This window comes from Methylocystis sp. H62 (assembly GCF_015709515.1).
Classification (GTDB): domain Bacteria; phylum Pseudomonadota; class Alphaproteobacteria; order Rhizobiales; family Beijerinckiaceae; genus Methylocystis.
Genome location: NZ_JADNQZ010000039.1, coordinates 1 through 22,530, shown reverse-complemented (window position 1 = coordinate 22,530; position 22,530 = coordinate 1). Strand labels below are relative to the sequence as shown.

Here is a 22,530-nt window from a genome sequence, read left to right as displayed (position 1 = left end):
ACTCTTGAACTCGCACTGGGCGCTTTCCTTTACGATGCGCCGCGCCGGCCGTTTCGCTGTTGAGTTCTAGGAGGGCGTCGTGGAAAGCGCGCGTAAACTCTGGATCTCGCTCGTCGCCCTGTTGGCGCTTTCCTTCGCCGTGCTTTTGCTCATTGGCCGCGAAATCAGCGTCAAGGCGCCGCCATTGCCGGAGCGCGTCGTTACGGAAAGAGGCCGAACGGTCTATACAATCGACGACATCCAGCGCGGCCGGCAGGTATGGCAGTCGATCGGCGGTATGCAACTCGGCTCCGTCTGGGGCCATGGCGGCTACGTCGCGCCGGACTGGACCGCCGACTGGCAGCACCGGGAACTCGTCGCCATCCTGGACGCCTGGGCGCGCCGCGAGTTCGCGGCCGGCCGCTACGCTGATCTCAGCGAGGAGCAGCAGAGTTCTCTGCGGGGACGGCTGCGCCCGATGATGAGGCGAAACACGTTCGATCCGAAAACTGGGACAATCACTGTGTCTGAGGAGCGGGCTCAGGCGATCGTCCTCGTCTCTAGCCACTATGAGAGCCTATTCGGCGACGATCCGCGCAGCGCGGAGCTTCGCGAGAACTACGCAATGAAGAACGGCACTGTCGCCGACGCCGAGCATCGACGGGCGCTATGCGCCTTCTTCTGGTGGACCGCGTGGGCCGCGACCACGGAGCGGCCGGGAAGCCACGTCACCTACACCAACAACTGGCCGAGCTAGCCGTTGATCGACAACCGCCCGCCTGCAACCACCTTCATCTGGTCTGCGTTCAGCGTGGTTTTTCTGCTTGCCGGCATCGGGCTTCTCGGCTGGCACCGCGCCGTCAGTCATGCGCGCGGCGGCGAGACGTGCGACGTGCCCGCGCGTGATCCGATGCGCAACGTGAGGGTCACGCCGTCCATGCGCGCGACCGCCAAGTATTTTTGGGTGCTTCTTGCCCTGTTTCTCGTCCAGATCCTGTTTGGCGCCATAAGCGCCCATTACCAGGTCGAGGGGCAGCTGTTTTACGGCTACCCGATGGCGGAGATCCTTCCCTATTCGATCACCCGCACCTGGCACACGCAATTGGCCGTGCTGTGGATCGCCACGGCCTGGCTGGGCACTGGGCTCTACATGGCGCCGGCGATTTCCGGCTACGAGCCGAAGTTCCAGGCGCTCGGGGTGAATGTGCTCTGGATCTGCTTGCTGATCATTGTCGTCGGCGCCTTCGCGGGCCAATGGCTCGCGGTCATGCAACGGCTGGGATTGGAACACAATTTCTGGTTCGGGCATCAGGGCTGGGAGTATGCCGATATCGGGCGTTTCTGGCAGTGGTTCCTCTTTATCGGACTGCTGCTGTGGCTCATCCTCGTCGGCCGCGCCTTGTGGCCGGCGCTGCTGGTAAAAAATGAGTCACGCTCCATCGTCGCTCTTTTCTTCCTCTCGACCGTTGCGATCGGCCTGTTCTACGGCGCGGGGCTGATGTGGAACGAGCATACGCATCTGTCGATGGTCGAGTATTGGCGGTGGTGGCTGGTGCACTTGTGGGTCGAAGGGTTTTTCGAGGTGTTCGCCACCGCCGTCGTCGCCTTCCTGTTCACCCGCCTCGGCCTGGTCGCAGTCAAGCCGGCAACTTCGGCGGTGCTGTTCGCGACGATTGTCTTTATGGCCGGCGGCGTGATCGGCACACTGCATCATCTCTATTTCGCCGGCACTCCGACGTCGGTGCTGGCGCTTGGCGCCAGTTTCTCCGCGCTGGAAGTCGTGCCGCTCGCCTACATCGGCTTCGAGGCCTATGAGCATTGGCGGTTTTGCGGCGCCACGCCATGGATGCAGCGCTATAAATGGCCCGTGCTGTTCTTCATCGCTGTCTCCTTCTGGAATCTCGTGGGAGCCGGTCTGTTCGGTTTCCTGATCAACCCGCCGCTCTCGCTCTATTACATGCAGGGGCTCAACCTGACACCGCTGCACGGCCACACGGCGCTGTTCGGCGTCTATGGGATGCTCGGCATCGGCCTCGTGTTGTTCTGCCTGCGCGGAATGATGCCCGAACTCGTCTGGAACGAGAAGATCCTCAGCATCAGCTTCTGGTGCTTCAACGTGGGGCTGGCGATGATGGCGTTGTTCACGCTCCTGCCGCTCGGCACGCTGCAACTCCTTGCCGCGATCAATGAAGGTTATTGGTACGCCCGCTCTGAGCAGTTCATGCAGCAGCCGATCGTCGATCTTTTGGTATGGATGCGCGTGCCGGGCGACACGGTCTTCTCGATAGGCGCATTGGCCTTCGCCTGGTTCGTTGTCAGCCTGTGGCTCCGGCCGCGCCGCCAGCCTCATGAAGTGGAGCAGGAGGACAGGGAACTGGAGGCGGGACCGGCGAAGCGTGCGGCGTGATCCGCCACTTGCATGGAAGCCTATTACTTCGAGATTCGCGCCGTCCACGTCGCGGCGGCGCTGGCGAGCGGCGGCTTCTGCCTTATGCGGGCGCTCGCTTTGAACTTGCTCGCGGCGTCATGGCCACCGTCGCTGCTCGCGCGGCTTGCCTCCTACGCTATCGACACCGTGCTCTTCACGGCTGCCCTCATGCTGACGGCCGTCACGCGTCAATACCCGTTTGTTGACACTTGGCTGACCATGAAGGTCGTGGTCATGCTGCCGCTCTATATTTTTCTGGGTTACTGGGCGCTCCGAGCCAAGGCGTTCAAGTTGCGGTTGGCGGCGATGGCCGGCGCGATCGCAGCTTTTCTTTTCATTTATAGCATCGCACGCAAGCATAGCCCGCTTGGCAAGTTTGCCCTCGGGTGAGAAACGTCGGCAAGCTTGGTCGACCTTTCCGGGAACTGGCCTTTAGGCGGTTTGATGCAAGCGCCTCGTCGTCACCATCCCGAAATAGAGCACCACGAAGAGGCCGTAGGCCAGGCTCCACATCCCGCCGGCGACCGCGAGGGCTGCGAAGTAGTGCTCGCCCATGAAAGGCGCGCCGATGCGCAGGATGGCCGCCAAAGTTATGGCGACGTAGATCGCGGCCGTCCACCGATCTGCGAGGAGCGGGCGACCGGTGTGGCCGCGCGTTGCGCGGGTCATCACCGCGAGCGTCATTGTTCCGATGGCGCCGACGGTGAGGGCATGCAGAGGCGCGGCAGGACCCGCGACTCCCCATAGTTCATTGCCGCCGATGAGCAGGAAGCCCAAGGGCACCCAGCCATAGCCCAGATGCAGCACGAAGAGCATCGGTTCCGCGCGCGTGCTGACGCCGCGCCAGCGGATAAGACGTAGAAAGAGCGCCGCGCCGGCGATAATGAGCGGAGCCGCGGTAAGTCCGGCGTCGGGAAACGCGACCCAGGCGACGAGCGCCACGAGCGTCGCCGCGAGCGCGAAACGATCGAGCGCGCCGAAAGGCGCGGGCTCCACTTCAGCTGGCGAATTCTTCGCCAGCCAGTTGCGGGTGAAGCTCGGCGCGATGCGCCCCCCGATGATGGCGATGAGCATGATGAGGGTCGCGACGCCGACGCGGGCCCCGATGGCGCCCGTCGCGGCAAGGTCCATCGCTTCGAGATGCGTGAGCAGATTCCCGAAGAACAGAAGCGCGAGAGCGGCGACCATGGGCAAGTTGCGCCAGTTTCGCCCCGTGGCGATCTCGCGCGCGACAACGAAGATAAAGACCGCCGGGAAAGCGAGGTCGAGCGCCGCGGAGACAAGCGCAGGCGCACTATTCGAAGTCAGGACGGCGATGCGGCCGAGAAGCCAAAGGGCGACGAGGCCGGCGAGCGGCGCGCCTTGCAGGGGCAGCCGACCGGTCCAGTTTGGAATGGCCGTCAGCAAGAATCCCGCGACGACGGCGCCGCCAAAACCGAAGGCCATTTCATGCGCGTGCCAGAGAGAGGGCGCGAAGCGTGTCGGCAGTTCGGCCGCCGCCTCCAGATAGGCGATGGAGAGCGGCAGCCCGACAGCGGCCCAGAGCGCGGCAAAAAGGAAGAAGGGGCGGAAACCCGCGGAAAGAAAGATCGCCACAGGGTTTTGACTCGCCTGAGCGCGATATCGCGGAATTGGAGGCATCGTTGACTTCCCCTTTGGAATTGATGATGGGCTGGCGCTCGGTCACCAACGCACACATCGAGCGCGCAGGTCGCGAGCCTCTCGTTAGAAACCAAGCGGAATGTCACAGAGGGGAGGGGAAGATCAATAGGCCTTCTCTTGCGACACCATTCCTTCTTCTACGCGGATTCCCCGCAGATCGCGAAGGCGTTGCAGGGAAAGCGTCGCGCGCCACGGGTGTGGGCTGCGCTGGGGTTTTTCGCCCTTGTGACCGCGACGATATAGATATCGACGACTTCTTCCGCGAACCGCCGCGGGCAGCTGAGCGATAGTGGCCGAATTCGATAACGCGATGGCCAAGCCGAACTCGCGTCACTGCCACTCGTGGTCAAACCGCGGCGCTCCCTGATCAGTGGTGCAGGATCCGTGCAACCTCATGATGGCGCTCCGGCCAGCGCGACGCCCATCATCGACTCGGTCGTCACGAGCTCCATCAGCTGCGCCTCAGTAAAATCCTCTGTCGCTGCTGGCCTTTCAGGAATTACGAACCACCGCGCCGTCCCGCTGCTGTCCCACACCCCGATCTCCGTTTCCTCGGGCAGGTGGACGCCAACCTCGGCGAGCACTTTCCGCGGCTCGCGGGCCGCGCGGGCGCGAAATACCGGATCCTTGTACCAGTACGGCGGTAACCCCAGCACCGGCCATGGAAAGCACGAGCAGAGCGAGCAGATGATCAGATTGTGCACCCCGGGCGCGTTGGCGACCGCCCGCAGGTGCTCGCCTCGGCGCCGGCCATTCCCTCGGGCAGGTCGAGTTCGGCAATTGCGGCCGGGGTGTCGGCCAGCAGCCGGGCCAAGAAGCCCGCGTCGGTCCACGCCCGCACGACGATCTTCTTGCCGTTGAGCGGCGTCATCTCCGATTCGAAGTAGGCCAGCACCTTATCGACGGTCTGGGGCGTGATGACGCCGTTTTCGATCAGAAGCGATTTCAGCGCAGCGACTTTGGCCGCGCTGGACTTCTCGCGGTCCTGCGGATACTTGAACTGGCCGCTCATGCAGGTTCCTCCAAGTATGCCTCGAACAGTTCGGCGTAAAGCGTCTGCGCGCCGGGTTCCGCGCGCGGGACCCCACAATTCGGTCGGCGTGAACTCGACGATGTAGACGGGCATTGGATCGCCGATGCCGTCGCCAGTGTGCCAGAAGTAGGCGTAGTCGCCTTCGAGCACCTGCGCCACCGTGCCGCTCCGCCCCCGCAGATAGCCGGGCAGGCGAGTGTGCGCGCCAGCTGGGACATTTGCGATCCGGACCCGCTGCCCGACGGCGAACTTCGGATGCGCGACGTCGCGCCGCGGGCTGTCGCCGCTGCGTAGATATGCGATGATCTGCTCGTCGATGGCTTCAGCCCGATCGGGTCCCCCTGGCCGAGCGCCGTCCGGCCTGGCCGCTTCGCCACGCAGTTCGCTTGTCCGCGAGGCTAATTCGTCCTCGCGCAGGTATCCCTTGTCGACGAGGAATGGGGATGCCGCTGAGCCACTTCTCGTAGTAACGGAATTTGAAGTAGTCGAATGGATCCATCGTCTCGGCGCCAGCGCGCAGATCCGCCCTGTCCACATGTCGCGGAAGCGGTCGGCACGTCGGCGATCGCGCAGGCCGGCACGGACGAGTCGAGATGGCCCGAGAGAGCCATCATCGCCACATAGATGCCGAATATCCGATTTCCCACTGCCTCGGCAGGCTGGTTCAGAAAAAAGGGTCAATTCGGATCTGGAGCGCTTTTCCGACGTTGTCCAAAATAGGCTCAGAGTTGTGGAAGGCAAAGGCCGCAACACGCCGACGGTGGAATGGGAGGATCCAGGGGCGACGCGCGCGGAAGATGCGGAGCGGCGGCGCATGAGCGCATGACGAATAAAGAAGTTGTCGCGCTGGTTTTTCAAGGCGGCGGCGCGCTCGGCGCCTATTAGGCGGGCCCGTTCGGGGCGCTCGCGGCGGGGATATTGTCCGAAGGGGCTCGCCGGCATTTCGATCGGCGCGATCAACGTCGTGATCATTTGCGGCAATCATCTGGAAAAGCGCGTCGAGCGCCTGCGCGCCTTTTGGGAACGCGTGATAAGCAGGACGCCCCTTCCCTTCAATCTGGACGGATTCCTCGGTCCCATTTTTGCCAACGCCAGCGCAAATCCCCTAGCGACGGTTGGCGCGCCCGGTTTTTAGGCTGCGTCTACCGCCTCCGGCCCTCTTATGCCCTATTCAGCGTCCGGCTATCCCACCTCATATCTTCCCTTCCGAATAGTTCCATCAAGCAGGCTTATGCGGCTGAGGTACGGGGCTCTCGACCCGCCGCTACTCTTCGCTGGCCAGCCCTTCCGCTTTACAGCGTTCGAGGACACCGGTCACGATGCGGTCGCACCGCTCGCCGGCGAAGGCGAAAACGTCGCTTAAGCCCGCGTCCATCTCCTGGGCAAGGCTTTCGCGCAACAGGCTGCGAGCTCGGAAGAAGCGCGTACGCACCGTCGCCTCGGGGATCTCCAGCGCCTCGGCGATTTCTTCGACGCTCATCTCCTCGATCGCGCGCAGCATGAACACCGTCCGGAAGGCCTCCGGCAGAAGGTCGATGCGCGCCTCCAAGAGCTTGCGCATCTGAACCCGCATCATCGATTGTTCTGGGCTACGCTCAGGCTCATCGTTCAGCGCTGTCTGGGCTTCAGATTCATGGGGCGTCATGGCAGCTTCCAAAGGAATGATCTGGGCACTCTTTCGCCGCAAGCGGCCGAGCGCTTCATTGGTCGTGATCCGCACAAGCCAGGTAGAGAGCTTGCTCTCGGCGCGATAGTTTCCAAGCGCGCGCCACGCCCGCAGATAGGCGTCCTGGACGACATCCTCCGCCTCCGCATCATTGTGCACGATGCTACGCGCCGTACGGAACAGAAGCTGGTTGTGCCGTCGCATGATGGCTTCGAACGCCACTCCGTCACCGTCAGCGGCGCGCGAGATCAGCTCTGCCTCCGGCGTGGTTTTCGAGAAGCTATTTGCCGCCTGACGCTGAAGTGATTGCATTTTCGCCTCCATTCATTGAACAGGTAGGCTACCGGCGTGCCTTTGCCGGCGCTGCCGCTATAGGGATCGCGCGCGCCGCGTCTTCCGGATCGCGCAGCAATTCCATCATGCCCGCGACCATCGCGAAAGCGATCAACGCGTCGATGAGTATCACGGCTCCTTTCCGGGCGTACGGGCAATGGCGGGGCGCCGTTCCGTCGTCGCCCTTGGCGTTGTCCGACTAATTCTCGAACTTCGTTGGGAAGGCGGCGATCAAACCGTTGGTCAGGGCATCGGCCAGCATCATCATATGAGCTTCGGCCTTTCCATATTCGGCGATGCCGTCGGCATATTTGCCCTGCAAAAGCCCCGTGGCGTAGACCACAGTTGTGTCGATATGCCCCTTGAGCATGTCGCGTACCGTGGTTTGCGGCCAGTTCTTGTTCGCCTTGGCGAGAAAATCGGCAATTTCCTGCGCGTTTGCGTAGGCGGCTGCGACGGCCTTGTCGGTGGCCGGCTTGTCGCCGGCCTTGGCGGCTTTCACGACCTCGACGGCTGCGCCGATATGCTCCTGAAGCAGCTTGGTGAGCGCGTTACCAGCTGCATCGCCATAGAAGGGCTTGATAGCGTCGCCGATATCGGCCTGGTTCTGCATCAGCCGCGCTGCGGTGGCGTCGAAAGATGGCGAGCCGTTGGCCAAGGCCGTGACTGCCGCATAGGTCCATTCCATATGCTGAGCCCACAATTCACGCATCGCATTATTGAGCGCGAGTCCGCTCGGGCTGCGAATGATCTGCGCGGCTTCGGTGTGCGAGGTGTTAACGGAATAGGCGGCGGTCGGGCGGAAAACGGGAGTAGCCATAAGTGCGGCGGCGAAGCCCGCAAGGGCGAGGCGGCGATTAACGGCCCGGTGGAACATCTGCACGCGTGTCATGACGGTTCTCCTTGGTCGATCAGTTTGCGTAGCGGCCGGTGTGATCGACTCGATGCGGCCCCGTATATTCGATGCGACCCTTTCGCGCTGCGTTCCCGTTGCACGAGATTTTTTTGGGGGAAAAGAGAAAGCTTCCGAGCACGTCGAGCGGCAGAGTACGGTCAGCTCTAAAACATCCTGCGACAACACAAGCGCTGGATAGGCTCTCATTACTTCGTAAACGGGCTGCGGAGGCGCTAAAACTCATAGCGCCTCCGCTATCGCACCAGCGTGATTTTACGGGGGTTCCCGACGGTACGATATTTCTGTGCAGAGCGGTAGCTGCCGCTCAGTTTTTCTCCGCACTTGCGCCCTGTATATTAGATGCGACCATTCCGTGCTGCGTTCCCGATGCAGAAATATTTTTAGCTTTAGGCGTGTGGCCGGGTTTGTTCGCTTGGGCGCGAGCATCGAGGCGTTGCTCGAAGCTCTGGCGTCGAAGCGCTGCCAATGCTGCGAGCGGCGGACTACGGATAGATCACGGCGCCGTCAGGTTGAATGACCGCGCCTGGAGTGAGATGGGCCGGCTCCAGACGACCTTCCCCCATAATGTGGAAAACGGTCTCCCCGCTGGCGATAAGATAATCGGCGACGATGCGGCGGTGGCATCGCCACCATACGGCTTCCGAACACATGATGGTACAGCGCCGCTTGCGTCCTCTGTCCAAGAGGTGTTGGAGGCCTGCCTGAAACTGTGCAGTAAGCGCATAATCGGCGTAGTTGTGGAAACTCTCGTTCGTCCAGAAGGCGTTGACAGTCGGAGATATGCCGCGTGACCTTCCACGAAGGCCACCGAGGGCAGCCATATGTTCATAAGAGATGGCGACGGCCGCCAAGGCGCCGGGAAGCGTGTTCTTGTCGAACTGTGGATTGGTTCGTGACTTCGGAATCGTTCTGATGTCCGCGACAAGAGCGATATCGGCTTCGCGCAGTAGACCGATGAAAGCCTCGAGGGTTCGGTTGGAATGGCCGATGGTGAAAAACGGAAGCTTCACGCGCGGCCTTCGTTATGCATAGTCGAGCGCGCCGCCCTTATGCGCTGCGATGTGATCTGTCTTGTCGCTTTTGATTTCGTACTGGGGATCGTCTTTCGACGCGTGATGCGTGTGGCCTTTATAATCGAAATCTCTAATGTGAATGGCGATGATAGTCCCCGACACGCGTCCGGCCTCGGAGTTCCAGCTCACATGATCGCCGATCTTAAACTTCCTTGCCATCGCCGCGTCCTCCCGGTTCCAAGAAGCGCTTCTCCCAAACAGATGGATCCGAAGTCTATGCCCGGCGCCAGCACCACGGAAGCCTAGGTCGTCGGCAGCCGGAAGGTGAAGGTCTCCAGAAAATTCAGTTCGACGGCCGTGCTGGAATAGCTCGTGTAACCAACGGATATGTCCCGACCGATATCTAACTCGAAGTCACCGCTGCAGGTCGTGCGCACGACGCCGCCTTCAATGGCGGGCGCCCAGATGATCCCTCCGTCCACCACACGCTCAAGATGGTGAAAAACCGGATAGCCCTGGACGCTTCCACCACTCGCGGCGGTGTAGGTGTCTAGCCCGAGCATGAGCGCGTACGGACCATGTCGCACAACTGGCTGAGCGAGGCGCTTGGGTAACCCGGACGTTGGAAGGCAGCACAACGCCCTGATTGCTGCTGGCCTCGCGAATGGTGAATGCCTGCCGCAGCGCACCCATCGGACACAGCGCGATCCTTTGCAAAGGGGATTTCCCGGGCACCCAATCTGAATCCATTGCGCCGCGCTCCACGTCGTCGATCGATTGCCGCGTCAGACCGTCTGGAATACGATCCAGAACGACTTGCCGACCAAGAAACAGCAGATGACGACGGCGGGGACGAAGATGACTGCTGAATGGGACAGGTTCACGCTACGGAAATTGCCATGCTGAGGCTGATACTGATAGCAAACAGCCACGTTACCATTTTGCCAAGCCTTTGTATCAACCCGCCAATTTTGAATCCAACAACGGGCACGCAATTAGCCGATGAAGACGGCAAAGATGCAGCTTGCGTGATCGGTGAGCAATTTTCTGTCTTTCACCCAAGGATGGCGTCCTGTCTGATGTTCTTCCTGCTACTTTCACCATTGACAGGCTTAGGTCCGATTCAGTTATCCTTGTCCCGGCGATCGAGTTCGCGCTCAACCGCCTGCGGCTGATGACCCCTGCTCTACATTGTGTCGGAGTCCGTCGTTGCTCTAGTCGACAACCGCGGATGATGTCGCGTAATACCGCCCAGTAGCGATTATAGAACGGAGCGAGGGTGGCGATCATGGATAGGCCGGCCCGAATGATAGGCTGGCGATTCCTGCTGCTGAATGGCGCGGCGGGGGCGGCGAATGTCGTCATGCTCTCGAACGTTCCGGGCTACACGGTGCTCGCGCCCTATGCCGCCGGCAGTCTGCAGGGCGTGACGCCGAGCTTCGGCACCTGGGCGACCACCGACCACATGGTGGGAATCGCGCTCGGCCTGCCACTGTCGCGGTGGTTCTCCGGGCGCTTCGGCGACTATCGCGTGCTGATCGGCGCGCTCATGTTCTACGCCATCTTCTCGCTGATGTGCGCGGCGAGCGAAACCATCTGGTTTTTCGCGCCGATGCGATTTCTCCTCGGCCTTGCCGGCGGCGTCGCCCTTCCGCTCGCCCAATCCGTGACGCTTGCGCAATATCCGGATCACCAGCGCACGCTCGGCGTCGGCTTCTGGGGCGTCATGAGCATGGCGCCCTTCACCATCGGCGTATTCATGGGCGGCTTCTGGGCCGAATATTTCGACTGGCGCTGGCTATTTTATTCCAACGTCTTGGTCGTGATGCCCGTCGCGGCGATCATTGCCGCGCTGTTCTACCGGCGCGGCTTTCAGCGCCGCATGACGCGCTTCGATACGATCGGCTTCATTCTGCTCGCCGCGGTGCTGCTCGGCGTGCAGACGATTCTCAACATGGGCAATGATTTCGACTGGTTCGCGGAGCCTCTCCTCGGATGGCTGCTGCTCGTCGTGCTGCTGGCGCTGCCGATGTTCATCTTTTGGGAGTTCGGCGAACGACGGCCCGCGCTAGACCTGCGTCTGTTTCTGCATCGCAACTTCGCCATCGCGACTTTCTGCTCGATCGTCGGCTTCCTGGTGATTCAGGGCCTGCTCTCGGTGTTCATCGTGCAATTGCAGGTGCTGCTCGGCTACACGTCCTCGCTCGCCGGCATGGTCTATCTGATCATGATTTTTCTGGCGATGGCGGCCGCGGCCGTCGTGCATGAAATCACGAGGAACGTCGACGCGCGACTGATCGTGTTCCTCAACTTCATCGGTCTCGCAGTGACCTTTGTCTGGCTCGGACAATACGACAAGAACGCCTATTTCGATGACGTCAAGACGCCGATGTTCTTTTTCGGCTTCTCGCTCGCGATGTTCTTTGCGCCGCTCGCGACCCTCGCCATGACCGGGCTCGTCGGCGAACGACTGATCCGCGCGGCGGAAGAGCTCGCGATGCTGCGCACCGTGGCCGGCGCCCTGGGCATCTCGCTGCTCGGCGTTCTCTTCTTCCGCCGAACGCCGTTCCATCAGCTCGATCTCGCCGATCATTTCGGCGGACGGCGCTTCGCCTCGCTCGACCTGCTCGCCACTTTCCTGGATCGCATGCAGGCGATGGGCATGTCGCCCACCGCCGCGCAGAGCCGCGCGGCGCAGCTCATTCGACAGCAGGCGTCGATCCTCGCGCTCAACGACGTCTTTCTGTTCGGCGCAATGGCGTTCATCCTGCTCTCGGGAGTCGTCTGGCTCGCCTATCCAAGCTACGCGTCCAAGAAGCGCAAACAATCGCTCGCACGGCTTTCCGCCGAGGAACTGATGGAGCAGCCCTGAGAGACCGTTTGAGAATGGTTGCGACGGAGATAGGGGCGTGATTCAAGCTAGGGATGTGGACCCGAGCGAATCGCGCCAAGATGGCCGCCATTGAGAAGAAAACCAAACGTTACCCGACGGATTAGACCGATGAGGAGTGGGAGCGCGTTGAGCCGTTCCTTCCCTCACCTGCGCGCAGAGGGCGCAAGCCTTCGGTCGACCCACGCGAGGTTTTGAACGCCATCCGCTACATCGCCCGCGCCGGCTGCGGCTGGCGCATGCTGCCCAAGGATTTTCCGCCCTGGCAAACCATCTACTGGTGGTTTCGCCGCTTCATGCGCCGTTTTCTGTTCGAGACCATCCACGACGTGGCGCTGATGATCGACCGGGAACGCGCTGACCGCGATGCGAGCCCGTCTGTCACGCTGCGCTTAATTGTAAGAATGCGCCAGTTCGCGCCCGTTGCTGCAGCATCCAACGCAATGATTTCGTGCTGAGCACGGAAGGATTACGTAGCGGCGTGTTACGCAGAGTGGACGCGACGAGCGATTCAAATTTCATCCGCCGCCCAACGGTTCAGCGTGAACTGTTCAAACCGGCGGGCAAGTTGAACGTCACCGCTGATGGCTTCGCGCGCTTCGTTGACGCCAAAGCAAACAAGCGAGATTTGAAGGCGATTGCTCAAGAATCGAAGGGTGTTCAGCACGACTCTCTGTTCGCGATAGGAACCGGCGAGAATATTGTGGACTTCGTCGATAACAAGAACTTGAACACCGAGATCCGCAATGCGGACTGCACCATCTGCGCAATGTCTGCGCGCGGACGCTGCGGCCCGCCAAGAAGCGTGAGCAGTTCAGCATAGAAGCGGCGTTCTCCAGGTCGACTGGTCATCTCCATCGCGAGCGCAGGCGTTCGGAGCGCTCCCGTGACCGCATTGAAGCCCGGCGGGTGTTCATCACGGAATCGCTTCATGATCATGGTTTTGCCCATGCCGCTGTCGCCATAAATCGCAACGGAAGGCCTCCTCCTTCCCCGAGGATGGTCGAGCAGGAGCCCCAAACGGTCGAGGGCCTGTTTGGCCCGCGGATAGTCGGCATAACGCGCCACGCTCGATCTGCAGCGTCGGCGTCAAACCGCGCTTCCTGAAGGGTTGGCGAAAATCGGACTGGTTCAGCATATGCGCTCCTATGCGCGCATTGCGTGGGGTCGCGCCATCAATGGCCAAGCGTGACCCTTATGATCTGACTGCCACGCTTGCCTCAGCGCGCCTCGGCGCAATTTGGCCGGCGTCGCCTTCATCGCGACGCTCCAATCTCCTTTGCCCGCGGTTCACGGCCGCGGGCCTTTTTTCAACTTCAGCCGGGATCCAGCTGCTCAGCCGCCGTGCGGACGTGCGCTCGCGAGGCTTTTTTGGTTTTGCGTGGCCTTGGCGCTATCGTCCCGCCTATGTGCGGACGCTTCATGCAGCATCTGTCCTGGGAAGAGCTTTTCTCCGGGGCTCCGTTAGCGCTTGGCCTTGTCGAAGGCTTCAAGCGGGGGCATGCTGATATTTGATACGCCGATCACAGGGCAAATGACCGCTCAGATGGGCAAGGGCGCACACAGAGGCCGGCTTCGATTCAAGAGTAATGAGCTTCGGGAGGAACTCCATGGAATCGAATGAAACGACTGCGCTCGAACAGTCTCGCGAATTTTCCGAAGCCGTAGGCCTGTTCGACTCGCTTGATAAGCTGCAGTCCGCCATTGACTATTTGATGACTCATGGATTCGATCGATCCGAAATCAGCCTGCTCACCGAAGACGCGAAGACGCGCGAAAAGATTGGATCGAAACGCTCGGTCGAGATCGAGGACAGCGATGAAGCTCCTCGCATTTCCTACATCGAAGCCGAGTCGCTTAATGAAGGCAAAGCTGCGCTCATCGGCCTGCTCTTCTATGTTGGCGCCATTGCTGGCGCGATCGCCGTTTGGACCATCTACGGCAGTTTCGCCGAGGCGATCGTTGCGGGCATTGGCGCTGGTATGGCCGCCAGCCTGGTTGGCGTGGGCGTCGGCGCATTCATTCGACGTCGTCAGCGCAATTGGGTGCAGGCGCAATTAGCGCGCGGCTGGCTTCCCCAAATCCAATCCGATAGTGCTAACTTTTTTCATGGACGCCTCCCTCGAGTGAGATTCAACACCTCCACTCTGGCACATCGAGGCCGTCGGGGGGCGTCCACCCCATCAGAGCCGTTTCAACAGCGTGCTAGTCGTTCTGAGCGACGATTGCGCTACCAGTACCTCTTGCTGACTTTCTCCGTTTCTTCGACGGAGATCGTTGCGATAAATTTCGCGACAACGCTCTCGCACCGATCGCCGGCGGTATTCCCGCCCTCTCGTGACCTGACGCCACCAACCGTAATCCCTTAAGGACGCGTTGCATGACATCATCCTCGCGCCCCGTGGCGTAGATGGCGTACGTGGAATATGAGAACTCAGGAGCTCGACTTACACGATGCAACCGTCCGTCGGCCAAAAATGGCTGCGCACCGCCAATACGAAAATACCCCGCTCCGCCGACGCTCAGTATAAAGGTCAACGCGAGCGGACCCAGCGATATTGACAAGGGCGCAATGCTCAGCTTGGGAAAAGCGGCCTGGTGATTGACAGCGAATTCTGGCCCCCAATCGACGAAAACATACTCATTTGGATCGATTCTACCCTTTGGGTCGGTTGTTACCTGAATCAATTTCTCTTCAATGAGCAGTTCGCAGACAAGATCAGACCGTTGCGGCGGATTATGGAGAACGGCGAGGTCAAGCGAGCCCTCCTGCACGCGCTCGAGAAGTCGCGCAGGGGTGTCAACGTCCGCTGTTATCGCTGTTTCATACGATTCCGCATGCATCCATATGAGCCAATCTGCTAGGAGCGGATACCAGAGACTGAATTCTCCACCTATGCTGAAACCACTCGCTCGCCCCACGGGCAGAGCCACTTGTCGACAAGCGCCCTCCCATAACTGAACCATCGTCGTCGCGTAGCGCGCGAAGCGTTCGCCCGCCGACGTCAGACGCGCGCCCGCTTTATTGCGAACGAAGAGTGGTCGCTTGAGCTGACTTTCTAGAGTTCGAATTCTGGCGCTCACCGCTGCTTGCGTCAGGTGTAGACGATCCGCAGCAGCAATGAAGCTTCCACTCGCAACCACTTCCAAGAAGGTCTTCGCTAGATTGACGTCCATATTTTACATATAAATTTCTTTTGTTCTATTTTCAACAATTTTGCGTTTGCGAAAAATGAATGCAACGGTCACTCTTGGGGCTCAATCCAGACGGTGGAGCCCAAGCACGACGCAATTGAGTTGAACATGTGGACAGCAGACCCAATAAGGTGAAAGCCCTATGCGCACAGCAGCTTCGACGCCACGGTTGATCGACGTAATTAAGCGAATCGCTTAGTTGGACGCGTCATCATGGCGCATGCGCACGCTATCCGCCGACGTTCCTGGAACGGACAATAACGCAACTCCCGAGCCGACATGCTGGCATCGAGAATGATGCAGTAAGCAGCAATCAACCTCCCTCGGAACACGCCGCAGCTCGCTGCCCCTAATGGCCAGAATCCGTTAATTCCCCAGAAGGTCTAATGCATCACGCCCGATACCTTGGCGCTCAGCGCTTGCTCCTGGCCCTTACAATGGCCATTCCCGTCCGGGCGAGTTCGGAAACGAACGCTGGCGCAGGTCACGAAGTCGTTCTTCAGTTCAACGAAGCGCAGATCCGTGCGGGTGGGATCGAGACTCAGCTAGTAGTGCATGAGTCGAGTTTGGGCGAACTAGTCGTGCCGGGGGTCGTCACCGTCCCCCCGCAGCAAATGCGTGTTGTCGCTGCGCCGGCTGCAGGCCTCGTCGAAACATTGCTTGTCGTACCTGACGAAGATGTGAAGCAGGGCGCGCCTATCGCCACGCTGAAATCTTGGGACCTGATCGAAGCGCAGAGAAGCTTTCTCCATGCGCTTTCAGCTGCGAATCTAGCAGCCGAGAAACTGCGGCGCGACGAACAACTGTTCAAAGAACATATCATTGCGGAGCGACGTCTAATCGTCACACGAGCCGAAGCTATCCAGGCGCGCTCAGCGCTAGAGGAACGTAAGCAAATATTGTCGCTCGTCGGAATGTCAGACGAGGACGTCGCCTCATTGCAGCGCGAACGAACACTCGCGAGTTCCCTCCAAGTGCGCGCGCCGATTGCCGGCACCATTCTGCAGCGCCATGGCAAAACGGGCGAGCGCGTTCAAGCCTCGACGCCCCTTGTTACGATCGCGTGCCTTGATCCGATTTGGGTTAATTTGCAAATACCGATTATTCGCGCTGCAGCACTTGAAAGTGTCGACCGTGTGCACCTGCCGATCGCCGGCCTCGACGGCAAACTCATTCGAATTGGCCGCTCAGTCGATACTCCCACGCAATCGGTAAATGCCGTAGCCGAATTTCGTCCTGGTCGCCGCCCGCTGCGCCCTGGCCAGGCTGTGCAAGCAATCCTACACATCAATGGCAATTCACGCACTCAATGGCGTGTTCCAGCGGATGCGGTCGTCAGCCACCAGAATCACAATTGGGTGTTCGTGCGTACAGCGGACGGTTTCGTCGCACGACCCGTGACCCTTGTTTCCGAAACGCCGCAATTCGCCTCCGTGCAGGGGTCTTTGAAAGCTGAAGAACGCGTCGCGACAGGCGGTCTATTGACCCTGCTGGCGGAACTCGCCGCGGCCGCGAAGTAATCAGGAAACAATGCTCGAAAAACTGATCCGCCTTGCGCTTGGACAACGGCTCCTGGTTCTCATCGCCGCGCTCGGACTCGCGGTCTGGGGCGCCGTCAGCTATTTCAAACTCCCAATCGACGCTTTCCCTGACGTCGCTCCAGCACAGGTGCTGGTCGCCATGCGTGCGCCGGGCCTCACGCCTGAGGAGCTGGAAGCTCGCGTCACAGCGCCGATCGAACTCGCCGCTAAAGGTATTCCTCATCTTGTCCGGATGCGCTCCATCACGCGCTATTCGGTGGCGTTGCTGACTTTCGAATTCGAGGAGGGAACCGACATTTATTGGGCGCGCGTACAAGTCAATGAGCGGCTTGCCTTAGCCCAGGATCAGTTACCCGATGGCGTCAGTGGCGGGCTTGCGCCGATCGTGACGCCGCTCGGCGAGATGCTGATGTTCACAATCGTGGGCGGTGATTTATCCCCGTCGGAACAGCGCACGCTTTTCGACTGGACGATTCGTCCCGCCCTCCGCGGCCTGCCTGGCGTCGCTGATCTCAATAGACTTGGCGGTTTCGTGCGCACATTCGAAGTCGCGCCATCGCCTTCCGCCATGGCGGCGCGCGGCGTTACAGTAAAGATGCTCGATTCGAGCCTTCGAAACAATAACAGAAATGACGGCGCCGGCCGCGTACGGGACGGCGAGGAGGCGCTGCTGGTGCGCGCCGAAGGGAGGTTACGTTCTCTCGACGATATTCGCTCGGTCGTCATCGCGGCGCACGACTCCGGCATCGTGCGTGTCGGCGACGTGGCAGAAGTGCGCTATGGCTCATTGGCGCGCAACGGCGTCGTCGTCCGCAATGGCGAGGACGAGGCGGTATGGGGCCTCGTGCTTGGCCTGCGCGGCGCCGATGCGCGCACCGTCGTAAGTGGCGTCAAGGCGAAACTCGCCGAACTCGAGCCGACCCTACCAAAGGGCGCCAGATTCGAAATCTTCTACGACCGCAGCGAACTGATCGGCAAGGCGGTGTGGACGGTGCAAAAGGTTCTACTCGAAGCGATCGTCCTCGTCGTGGTTCTGCTTGCACTATTCTTGGGCAATCTGCGCGCGGCGATCGTCGTCTCGGTCATCCTGCCGCTCGCCGCGCTCGCGACCTTCGGCATCATGCGGCTGTCGGGCCTCTCCGCCAATATCATGTCTCTCGGCGGCCTCGCTATCGCCATCGGCCTGCTCGTCGACTGCGCCGTTGTCGTCGTCGAGAATGTCGAGCATCGCATGGCGAATGCGCATGACGCGACTCTCTCTGACCGCATTTTCATGACTCTGGAGGCGACGAAAGAGGTCGCAACGCCGCTTGTCTCTGGCGTTATCATCATCGTCACCGTCTTCCTTCCGTTGCTCTCGCTCGAAGGGTTGGAAGGTCGTTTGTTTTCGCCCGTCGCGCTCACCATCGCATTCGCCCTCGGCTCTGCGCTCGTCCTGTCGCTAACCGTGGTGCCAGCGCTGAGCGCCACGCTGCTCAGGCCCGGTCATTCCGACGAGCCCTGGCTCGTGCGCAAGATCGCCGCGATCTACGAGCCCTTGCTCCTGCGCGCGCTCTCGAAGCCGTCGTGGGTCGCCGCCATCGCCTTCTTCGGCCTTATTGTCGCCGGCGTCGCCTATTCCCGCATCGGCCAGACATTCATGCCGGTGATGGACGAGGGAACGCCAGTCATCACTGTGCGCAAACATCCAACGGTTAGTGTCAAAGAAACCGCCGAGACCGACATGCGCATTCAACGCGAAATCATGAGTCGGGTGCCCGAAGTCAAGGGCATGATGGCGCGCGCCGGCGCTGACGAACTCGGCATCGACCCTGTCGGACTCAACGATACCGACAACTTCCTCTCACTCGCGCCGCCAAACGAATGGCGCGGCAAGGGCATGGCCTGGTTGATGGGCGAAATCCGCGCGGTGCTCGACTCCACGCCAGGCATTTCTTACGCCTTTTCGCAGCCGATCGACATGCGCGTGCAGGAGATGATCATCGGCGCGCGCGGCGATGTCGTTGTCAAAATCTTTGGTGACGACATCAACGAGCTCAATCGCCTCACACGCGACGTGGAGGAGATTCTGCGTAAGATCAAAGGCGCGCGCGACGTCTTCGGCCTGCAGAACGATGGCATGCGTTATCTCACCGCGCGCGTCGACCGGCTTGCCGCCGGACGCTTCGGTCTCAATGCTGAGGAGATCCAGGATGCGCTGCGCGTCTGGGTCGACGGACAACAAGTTGGCATTGTTCTCGAAGGACCGATACGCACGCCGCTTGTCATTCGTGGATCCGAAACTTCGCGCCGCTCTTCGGTGGACTTCGCGCGGCTGCCGGTGGTGTCTTCGGAAGGAAAAGTTGTCGAACTGTCGCAAATTGCCCAGGTGCAGGCGGAGGACGGCCCCATCCAAGTGATTCGTGAACAAGGTCGCCGATTCGCGACTGTGCTCGCCAACGTGTCGGAACGTGATCTCGTCGGCTTCGTTGACGAGGCGAAAAAGGCGGTCGGGCAAAATGTGAAGACGCCGCCGGGCTATCGTTACCAATGGGGCGGGCAGTTTGAGAACCAACAGCGCGCCTCAGCGCGTCTTGCCATCGTCGTGCCCATCGCGCTGGCGTTGATCTTTCTCCTGCTCTATCTGACCTTCAGTTCGATGCTGCAGGCGACGCTGGTATTTTGCAATGTGCCCTTTGCGGCGATTGGAGGCATTCTGGCCCTGTGGCTTTCGGGAGAATTCATGTCTGTGCCGTCGTCTGTCGGTTTCATTGCCCTTATCGGCATCGCCGTGCTCAACGGCGTTGTGCTGATCTCGTACATTAACAAGCTAGTCGCGGAAGGCACGCGCACGACGCGCGAAGCTGTCGTCGAGGGCGCGCGCCGGCGCATGCGGCCGGTGATGCTCACCGCGGCCATTGCAGCCTTCGGTCTAATACCCTTTTTGTTTGCACATGGGCCGGGCGCCGAGATCCAGCGGCCCCTCGCGGTCGTGGTCATCGGCGGACTGATTTCAGCGACCGTGCTGACGCTCGTGCTGCTGCCGATTCTTTACGATCGCTCCGCTAATCTTAGTCTTTTTCTACGCCAGAAGCTGAGCGCCCGTGGAACTCGATCGCCAACGGCTCGCTGGCGCGAGGACGCGCGTTTATGAGCTCTTGGTTGATCCTTGTCGCGGCAATATTTCTCGCCTATACGTCTTCCGCGTTACGCGCCGAAACTAAGGCGACACCCCCATTAATGCCAGCACAAGAAATGCTGCGCGTTGAAGTCCTTTTCGAGGGCAAGAAGAAGGTCCGGGTCAAACGCGCCAAGTCGTTACGTGTCGACAAGAGGCCGCGCGTCCGCAAGCCTGCATCCAATCAAGTGCTAGCCCAACATCTCGACATGGCCGTCGCTATCGATGCGCAAAGCAAGTCGCTTGAAGCGCAATATCGCGCGATCTCCGCGCGCTACGCCACCGCGAATTCGATCACGCCAGGATCGCCATATGTCGGCGGCTCGCAGCGTAGTGCGCTATCCGGAAACTTACGCAACTACAATGAACTGGAAATGGAAGCCGGCATGCCCCTATGGCTGCCGGGGCAGCGCGACGCCTTTGAGGCGACGGTGACGACCGGGATTCGCGAAGTTGAGCAACGCTTCGCGTTACGTCGGCTGGATGTCGCGGGCCTATTGCGTGACGCCTGGTGGAATGCGAGTCGCGCGGCGCGAAATGTCGCCGTTGCCCGGACGCGCGTGATGACAGCCCATGATATCGGCCGGGATATGACCCGCCGCGTCGAACTCGGCGACGCCGCCCAGAGCGACGCGCTGCTCGCGACGAACGAGACACTCGCCGCCGAAACGGAGCTCGCCCAGGCGGAAGGCGCCATGAAGGTTGCTCGGGTGAACTACATGGCGCTGACTGGCGGCGCGCCCCCGGAGGGCACGCTCGAATCGGTGCGTCCCGCAACTGATATAGAAGATCATCCAGCTTTGCGAACGCCGCGGGCAGCGCTCGTACGAGCTGAAGCCCAGCTGCGGCTCGTCGACGCGACACCCATCGCCAGTCCCGATATCGGCGTGTTCGGACGGCGCGAATACAACAATCAGTATTCGACCGACCCTTCGCAAATCGTCTCGAACCAACGCACGGATTCGACCACTATTGGCGTTCGCATTCGCATTCCATTGCCAACACCTGGTCGCAATGCGCCGAGACGCGCAGAAGCGCGAGCCGAAATGGATCGCGCCCGGGCCGAATATGATCGCGCCAAGCGCGTCGTAACGGCGGAGATAAAGGCGGCGCGCGTGATGCTCGCTGCTACGCGGCGCGCCGCTGAAATCGCCAACAACCGACTCTCAGTCGCCGATGAACAATTCGAACTGTCGCGCAAATCATATCGAATTGGCGAGGTAAGCGCGTTCGACCTCTATCGCGTGCGGCAGATCCAACTCGAGGCCCAGCGTATGCAGGCGAACGCCGCGATCAACGTTGGCGTCGCAATCTCGCGGCTCAACCAAGCGTTCGGTTACGCTCCATAGAGTTTTGTACCTATAATCAGTGGTTTACGCATCAAGGCCGCTGATGTTTCACGAAAGATGCCGATGCAGACCTTTATCGACTTGTGCTGACGGCGAACGAGCAAATAATCGTCGCGTGGCAAGGTCCTACAGCTCTAAATGGCGGACGCAAAGTGTACCACTAAACCGGCTTTGCTCTGTTATTTTTACGGCGGCGCAAAAGTGTACCGGTCCTGCTAGTGGGTCGCTTCAGCGAATTTGAATAGGGCGCTTCCCCCGGCTGGCTATCCCTGATTCGCTACTGCCATTGATTCGACCTTCAGGAGGCGAAGATGGCGCGGGAAGCAGTCGGCGTGAAGCGGTATGTGGTGCGCTTGAGCGGCGAGGAGCGGGCGCATCTGGAAGCCATGCTGCGCAAGGGCAAGTATGGGGCGAAGACGCTGATAAAGGCTCAAATTTTGCTGAAGGCGGACGTTTCCGAGGCGGGCGAAGGCTTGAGCGACGGCGAGATCATCGAACAATTGGAGACGAGCGCGTCGATGGTCTATCGGGTGCGCAAGCAGCTCATAGAGGAGGGCTTCGCCGCGGTCTTGACGCGCAAGCCGCACACGCGTCCCTCCGTGCCGCGGATTTTTGACGGCGAGAAGGAAGCCAGGCTGATCGCCCTGTCCTGCTCGACGCCGCCGAAAGGCTATGCGCGCTGGACGTTGCGGCTGCTGGAAAAGAAAGTCGTCGAGCTCGAAATCGTCGAGACGGCGAGCGACAGCACGATCGGTCGTGTCTTAAAAAAACATTCTCAAACCCCATCGCAAGCAGCAGTGGGTGATTCCCCCGCAGGCCGACGCCAGCTTCGTCGCGGCGATGGAGGACGTTGTCAGGATACATCCTTTGATTAGAAAATCCCTGTTCGCGCGGCGCGTTGACATCATATTTGAGAATTTCGGCGCGCATTTTCGAGCTTTGACGCTTAAATTGAGAACTCCAGCGGCATCCCGAGCGCGGCGTAGGCGAGCTCGTCGAATCGCTTTCGATAGACGGGGCGACAGAAGGGGCGCAGGCGCTGAATCGTATCCGCCGCGTTTTTCGCGGCGACTGCGAGACCGGCGAGTAGCGCGATGCGTAAATAGAGCGGCACCATAGCGTTTGCGCCTTTGCTGATGGACGGCGCTATGCGTAATGCTTCGGCGTCAAATCCTGGAACGATCTCGTTGAGCAACCAGCTCTTATTGTAGCCTTCGGGGGGCTGCGTCGTCTGCGGGCGATTTAAGATCAGCAAAAGCCGCATCATCGCAATAGGGGATGCTAGCGGCGTCGGCTCGCCCCGCAAGTGACGATTGACAAGCTCCTCTCCGATTTTGGCGGCGTCCCAATGGTCCCCAAATGGGCTCG

At 60.5% G+C, this 22,530-nt stretch carries 17 protein-coding genes, 6 pseudogenes and 1 riboswitch; of the genes and pseudogenes, 10 read left to right on the top strand and 13 right to left on the bottom strand.

Features of this window, described 5'->3' with window-relative positions:
* The first annotated feature begins 79 nt into the window (after positions 1 to 79).
* Genes IYY11_RS22720 through IYY11_RS02755 form a run of 3 tightly spaced genes read left to right on the top strand, consistent with a single transcriptional unit; the run spans position 80 to position 2,797 of the window.
* A complete protein-coding gene (locus IYY11_RS22720; protein ID WP_246716394.1) occupies positions 80 to 736 on the top strand; it encodes a hypothetical protein in 657 nt (218 codons plus the stop codon).
* Between the two features lie 3 nt (positions 737 to 739).
* Positions 740 to 2,386: a nitric-oxide reductase large subunit gene (locus tag IYY11_RS02760; RefSeq protein WP_246716395.1), complete on the top strand. Its 1,647-nt coding sequence runs from the start codon at positions 740 to 742 to the stop codon at positions 2,384 to 2,386.
* Positions 2,387 to 2,398: 12 nt separating this feature from the next.
* Positions 2,399 to 2,797, top strand: coding sequence for a SirB2 family protein (locus IYY11_RS02755; protein WP_196402625.1), 399 nt, complete (start codon positions 2,399 to 2,401; stop codon positions 2,795 to 2,797).
* 42 nt (positions 2,798 to 2,839) lie between these two features.
* Here the strand turns inward: IYY11_RS02755 and IYY11_RS02750 are convergent, their stop codons facing one another.
* The 10 genes and pseudogenes from IYY11_RS02750 to IYY11_RS22715 all read right to left on the bottom strand — a co-directional run bounded on the left by IYY11_RS02750 (position 2,840) and on the right by IYY11_RS22715 (position 9,617).
* Positions 2,840 to 4,003, bottom strand: a complete 1,164-nt coding sequence (locus tag IYY11_RS02750) for an NnrS family protein (protein ID WP_312029689.1) — start codon at positions 4,001 to 4,003, stop codon at positions 2,840 to 2,842.
* A 458-nt stretch (positions 4,004 to 4,461) separates the two neighbouring features.
* Positions 4,462 to 5,081: pseudogene (gene nthA, locus IYY11_RS02745) on the bottom strand (nitrile hydratase subunit alpha).
* A 72-nt stretch (positions 5,082 to 5,153) separates the two neighbouring features.
* A pseudogene (locus IYY11_RS23640) lies at positions 5,154 to 5,405 on the bottom strand (SH3-like domain-containing protein); the annotation flags it as partial.
* A gap of 19 nt (positions 5,406 to 5,424) precedes the next feature.
* The gene (locus IYY11_RS23635; RefSeq protein ID WP_409455214.1) at positions 5,425 to 5,601 is read right to left on the bottom strand and encodes a hypothetical protein; all 177 of its coding nucleotides are present in this window, start codon (positions 5,599 to 5,601) and stop codon (positions 5,425 to 5,427) included.
* 765 nt (positions 5,602 to 6,366) lie between these two features.
* Complete coding sequence (locus IYY11_RS02735) at positions 6,367 to 7,092, bottom strand: RNA polymerase sigma factor (RefSeq protein ID WP_246716396.1); 726 nt, start codon at positions 7,090 to 7,092, stop codon at positions 6,367 to 6,369.
* A 16-nt stretch (positions 7,093 to 7,108) separates the two neighbouring features.
* Positions 7,109 to 7,234 (bottom strand): hypothetical protein, encoded by a 126-nt coding sequence (locus IYY11_RS23190; protein ID WP_281431664.1) that lies wholly within the window; start codon positions 7,232 to 7,234, stop codon positions 7,109 to 7,111.
* Between the two features lie 66 nt (positions 7,235 to 7,300).
* Positions 7,301 to 7,993, bottom strand: a complete 693-nt coding sequence (locus IYY11_RS02730; protein ID WP_109026890.1) for a hypothetical protein — start codon at positions 7,991 to 7,993, stop codon at positions 7,301 to 7,303.
* A 506-nt stretch (positions 7,994 to 8,499) separates the two neighbouring features.
* Entirely contained in the window at positions 8,500 to 9,027 is a 528-nt protein-coding gene (locus tag IYY11_RS02725; protein WP_109026889.1) for a DUF488 family protein, read from the bottom strand.
* Positions 9,028 to 9,039: 12 nt separating this feature from the next.
* Complete coding sequence (locus IYY11_RS02720) at positions 9,040 to 9,249, bottom strand: DUF2945 domain-containing protein (protein ID WP_109026888.1); 210 nt, start codon at positions 9,247 to 9,249, stop codon at positions 9,040 to 9,042.
* An 83-nt stretch (positions 9,250 to 9,332) separates the two neighbouring features.
* The gene (locus IYY11_RS22715; protein WP_245435091.1) at positions 9,333 to 9,617 is read right to left on the bottom strand and encodes an encapsulin; all 285 of its coding nucleotides are present in this window, start codon (positions 9,615 to 9,617) and stop codon (positions 9,333 to 9,335) included.
* A gap of 544 nt (positions 9,618 to 10,161) precedes the next feature.
* Positions 10,162 to 10,221: riboswitch (Fluoride riboswitch) on the top strand.
* 115 nt (positions 10,222 to 10,336) lie between these two features.
* Here IYY11_RS22715 and IYY11_RS02710 point away from each other — a divergent pair.
* The gene (locus IYY11_RS02710; RefSeq protein ID WP_245435089.1) at positions 10,337 to 11,902 is read left to right on the top strand and encodes an MFS transporter; all 1,566 of its coding nucleotides are present in this window, start codon (positions 10,337 to 10,339) and stop codon (positions 11,900 to 11,902) included.
* Positions 11,903 to 11,955: 53 nt separating this feature from the next.
* Positions 11,956 to 12,300 (top strand): annotated as a pseudogene (locus tag IYY11_RS02705) (transposase); the annotation flags it as partial.
* A gap of 131 nt (positions 12,301 to 12,431) precedes the next feature.
* On the opposite strand, the pseudogene IYY11_RS02700 reads toward IYY11_RS02705, so the two are convergent.
* Positions 12,432 to 12,988: pseudogene (locus IYY11_RS02700) on the bottom strand (TniB family NTP-binding protein).
* Positions 12,989 to 13,530: 542 nt separating this feature from the next.
* On the opposite strand from IYY11_RS02700, the gene IYY11_RS22710 reads away from it, so the two are divergent.
* On the top strand, positions 13,531 to 14,289 hold the full coding sequence (locus IYY11_RS22710) for a DUF3600 domain-containing protein (protein WP_245435143.1): 759 nt from the start codon (positions 13,531 to 13,533) through the stop codon (positions 14,287 to 14,289).
* 319 nt (positions 14,290 to 14,608) lie between these two features.
* On the opposite strand, the pseudogene IYY11_RS23630 reads toward IYY11_RS22710, so the two are convergent.
* A pseudogene (locus IYY11_RS23630) lies at positions 14,609 to 15,097 on the bottom strand (LysR family transcriptional regulator); the annotation flags it as partial.
* Positions 15,098 to 15,552: 455 nt separating this feature from the next.
* Here IYY11_RS23630 and IYY11_RS02685 point away from each other — a divergent pair.
* The 4 genes from IYY11_RS02685 (at position 15,553) to IYY11_RS02670 (ending at position 22,037) form a co-directional block, all read left to right on the top strand.
* Positions 15,553 to 16,635: an efflux RND transporter periplasmic adaptor subunit gene (locus IYY11_RS02685; protein ID WP_245435086.1), complete on the top strand. Its 1,083-nt coding sequence runs from the start codon at positions 15,553 to 15,555 to the stop codon at positions 16,633 to 16,635.
* A 10-nt stretch (positions 16,636 to 16,645) separates the two neighbouring features.
* Positions 16,646 to 19,789 carry an efflux RND transporter permease subunit gene (locus IYY11_RS02680; protein ID WP_109026884.1) on the top strand — a complete coding sequence of 1,048 codons (3,144 nt, stop codon included), beginning with the start codon at positions 16,646 to 16,648 and terminating at the stop codon, positions 19,787 to 19,789.
* A gap of 86 nt (positions 19,790 to 19,875) precedes the next feature.
* Positions 19,876 to 21,162: a TolC family protein gene (locus IYY11_RS02675; RefSeq protein ID WP_109026883.1), complete on the top strand. Its 1,287-nt coding sequence runs from the start codon at positions 19,876 to 19,878 to the stop codon at positions 21,160 to 21,162.
* A 311-nt stretch (positions 21,163 to 21,473) separates the two neighbouring features.
* Positions 21,474 to 22,037, top strand: coding sequence for a helix-turn-helix domain-containing protein (locus tag IYY11_RS02670; protein ID WP_109026882.1), 564 nt, complete (start codon positions 21,474 to 21,476; stop codon positions 22,035 to 22,037).
* A 71-nt stretch (positions 22,038 to 22,108) separates the two neighbouring features.
* On the opposite strand, the pseudogene IYY11_RS02665 reads toward IYY11_RS02670, so the two are convergent.
* Positions 22,109 to 22,530: pseudogene (locus tag IYY11_RS02665) on the bottom strand (hypothetical protein); the annotation flags it as partial.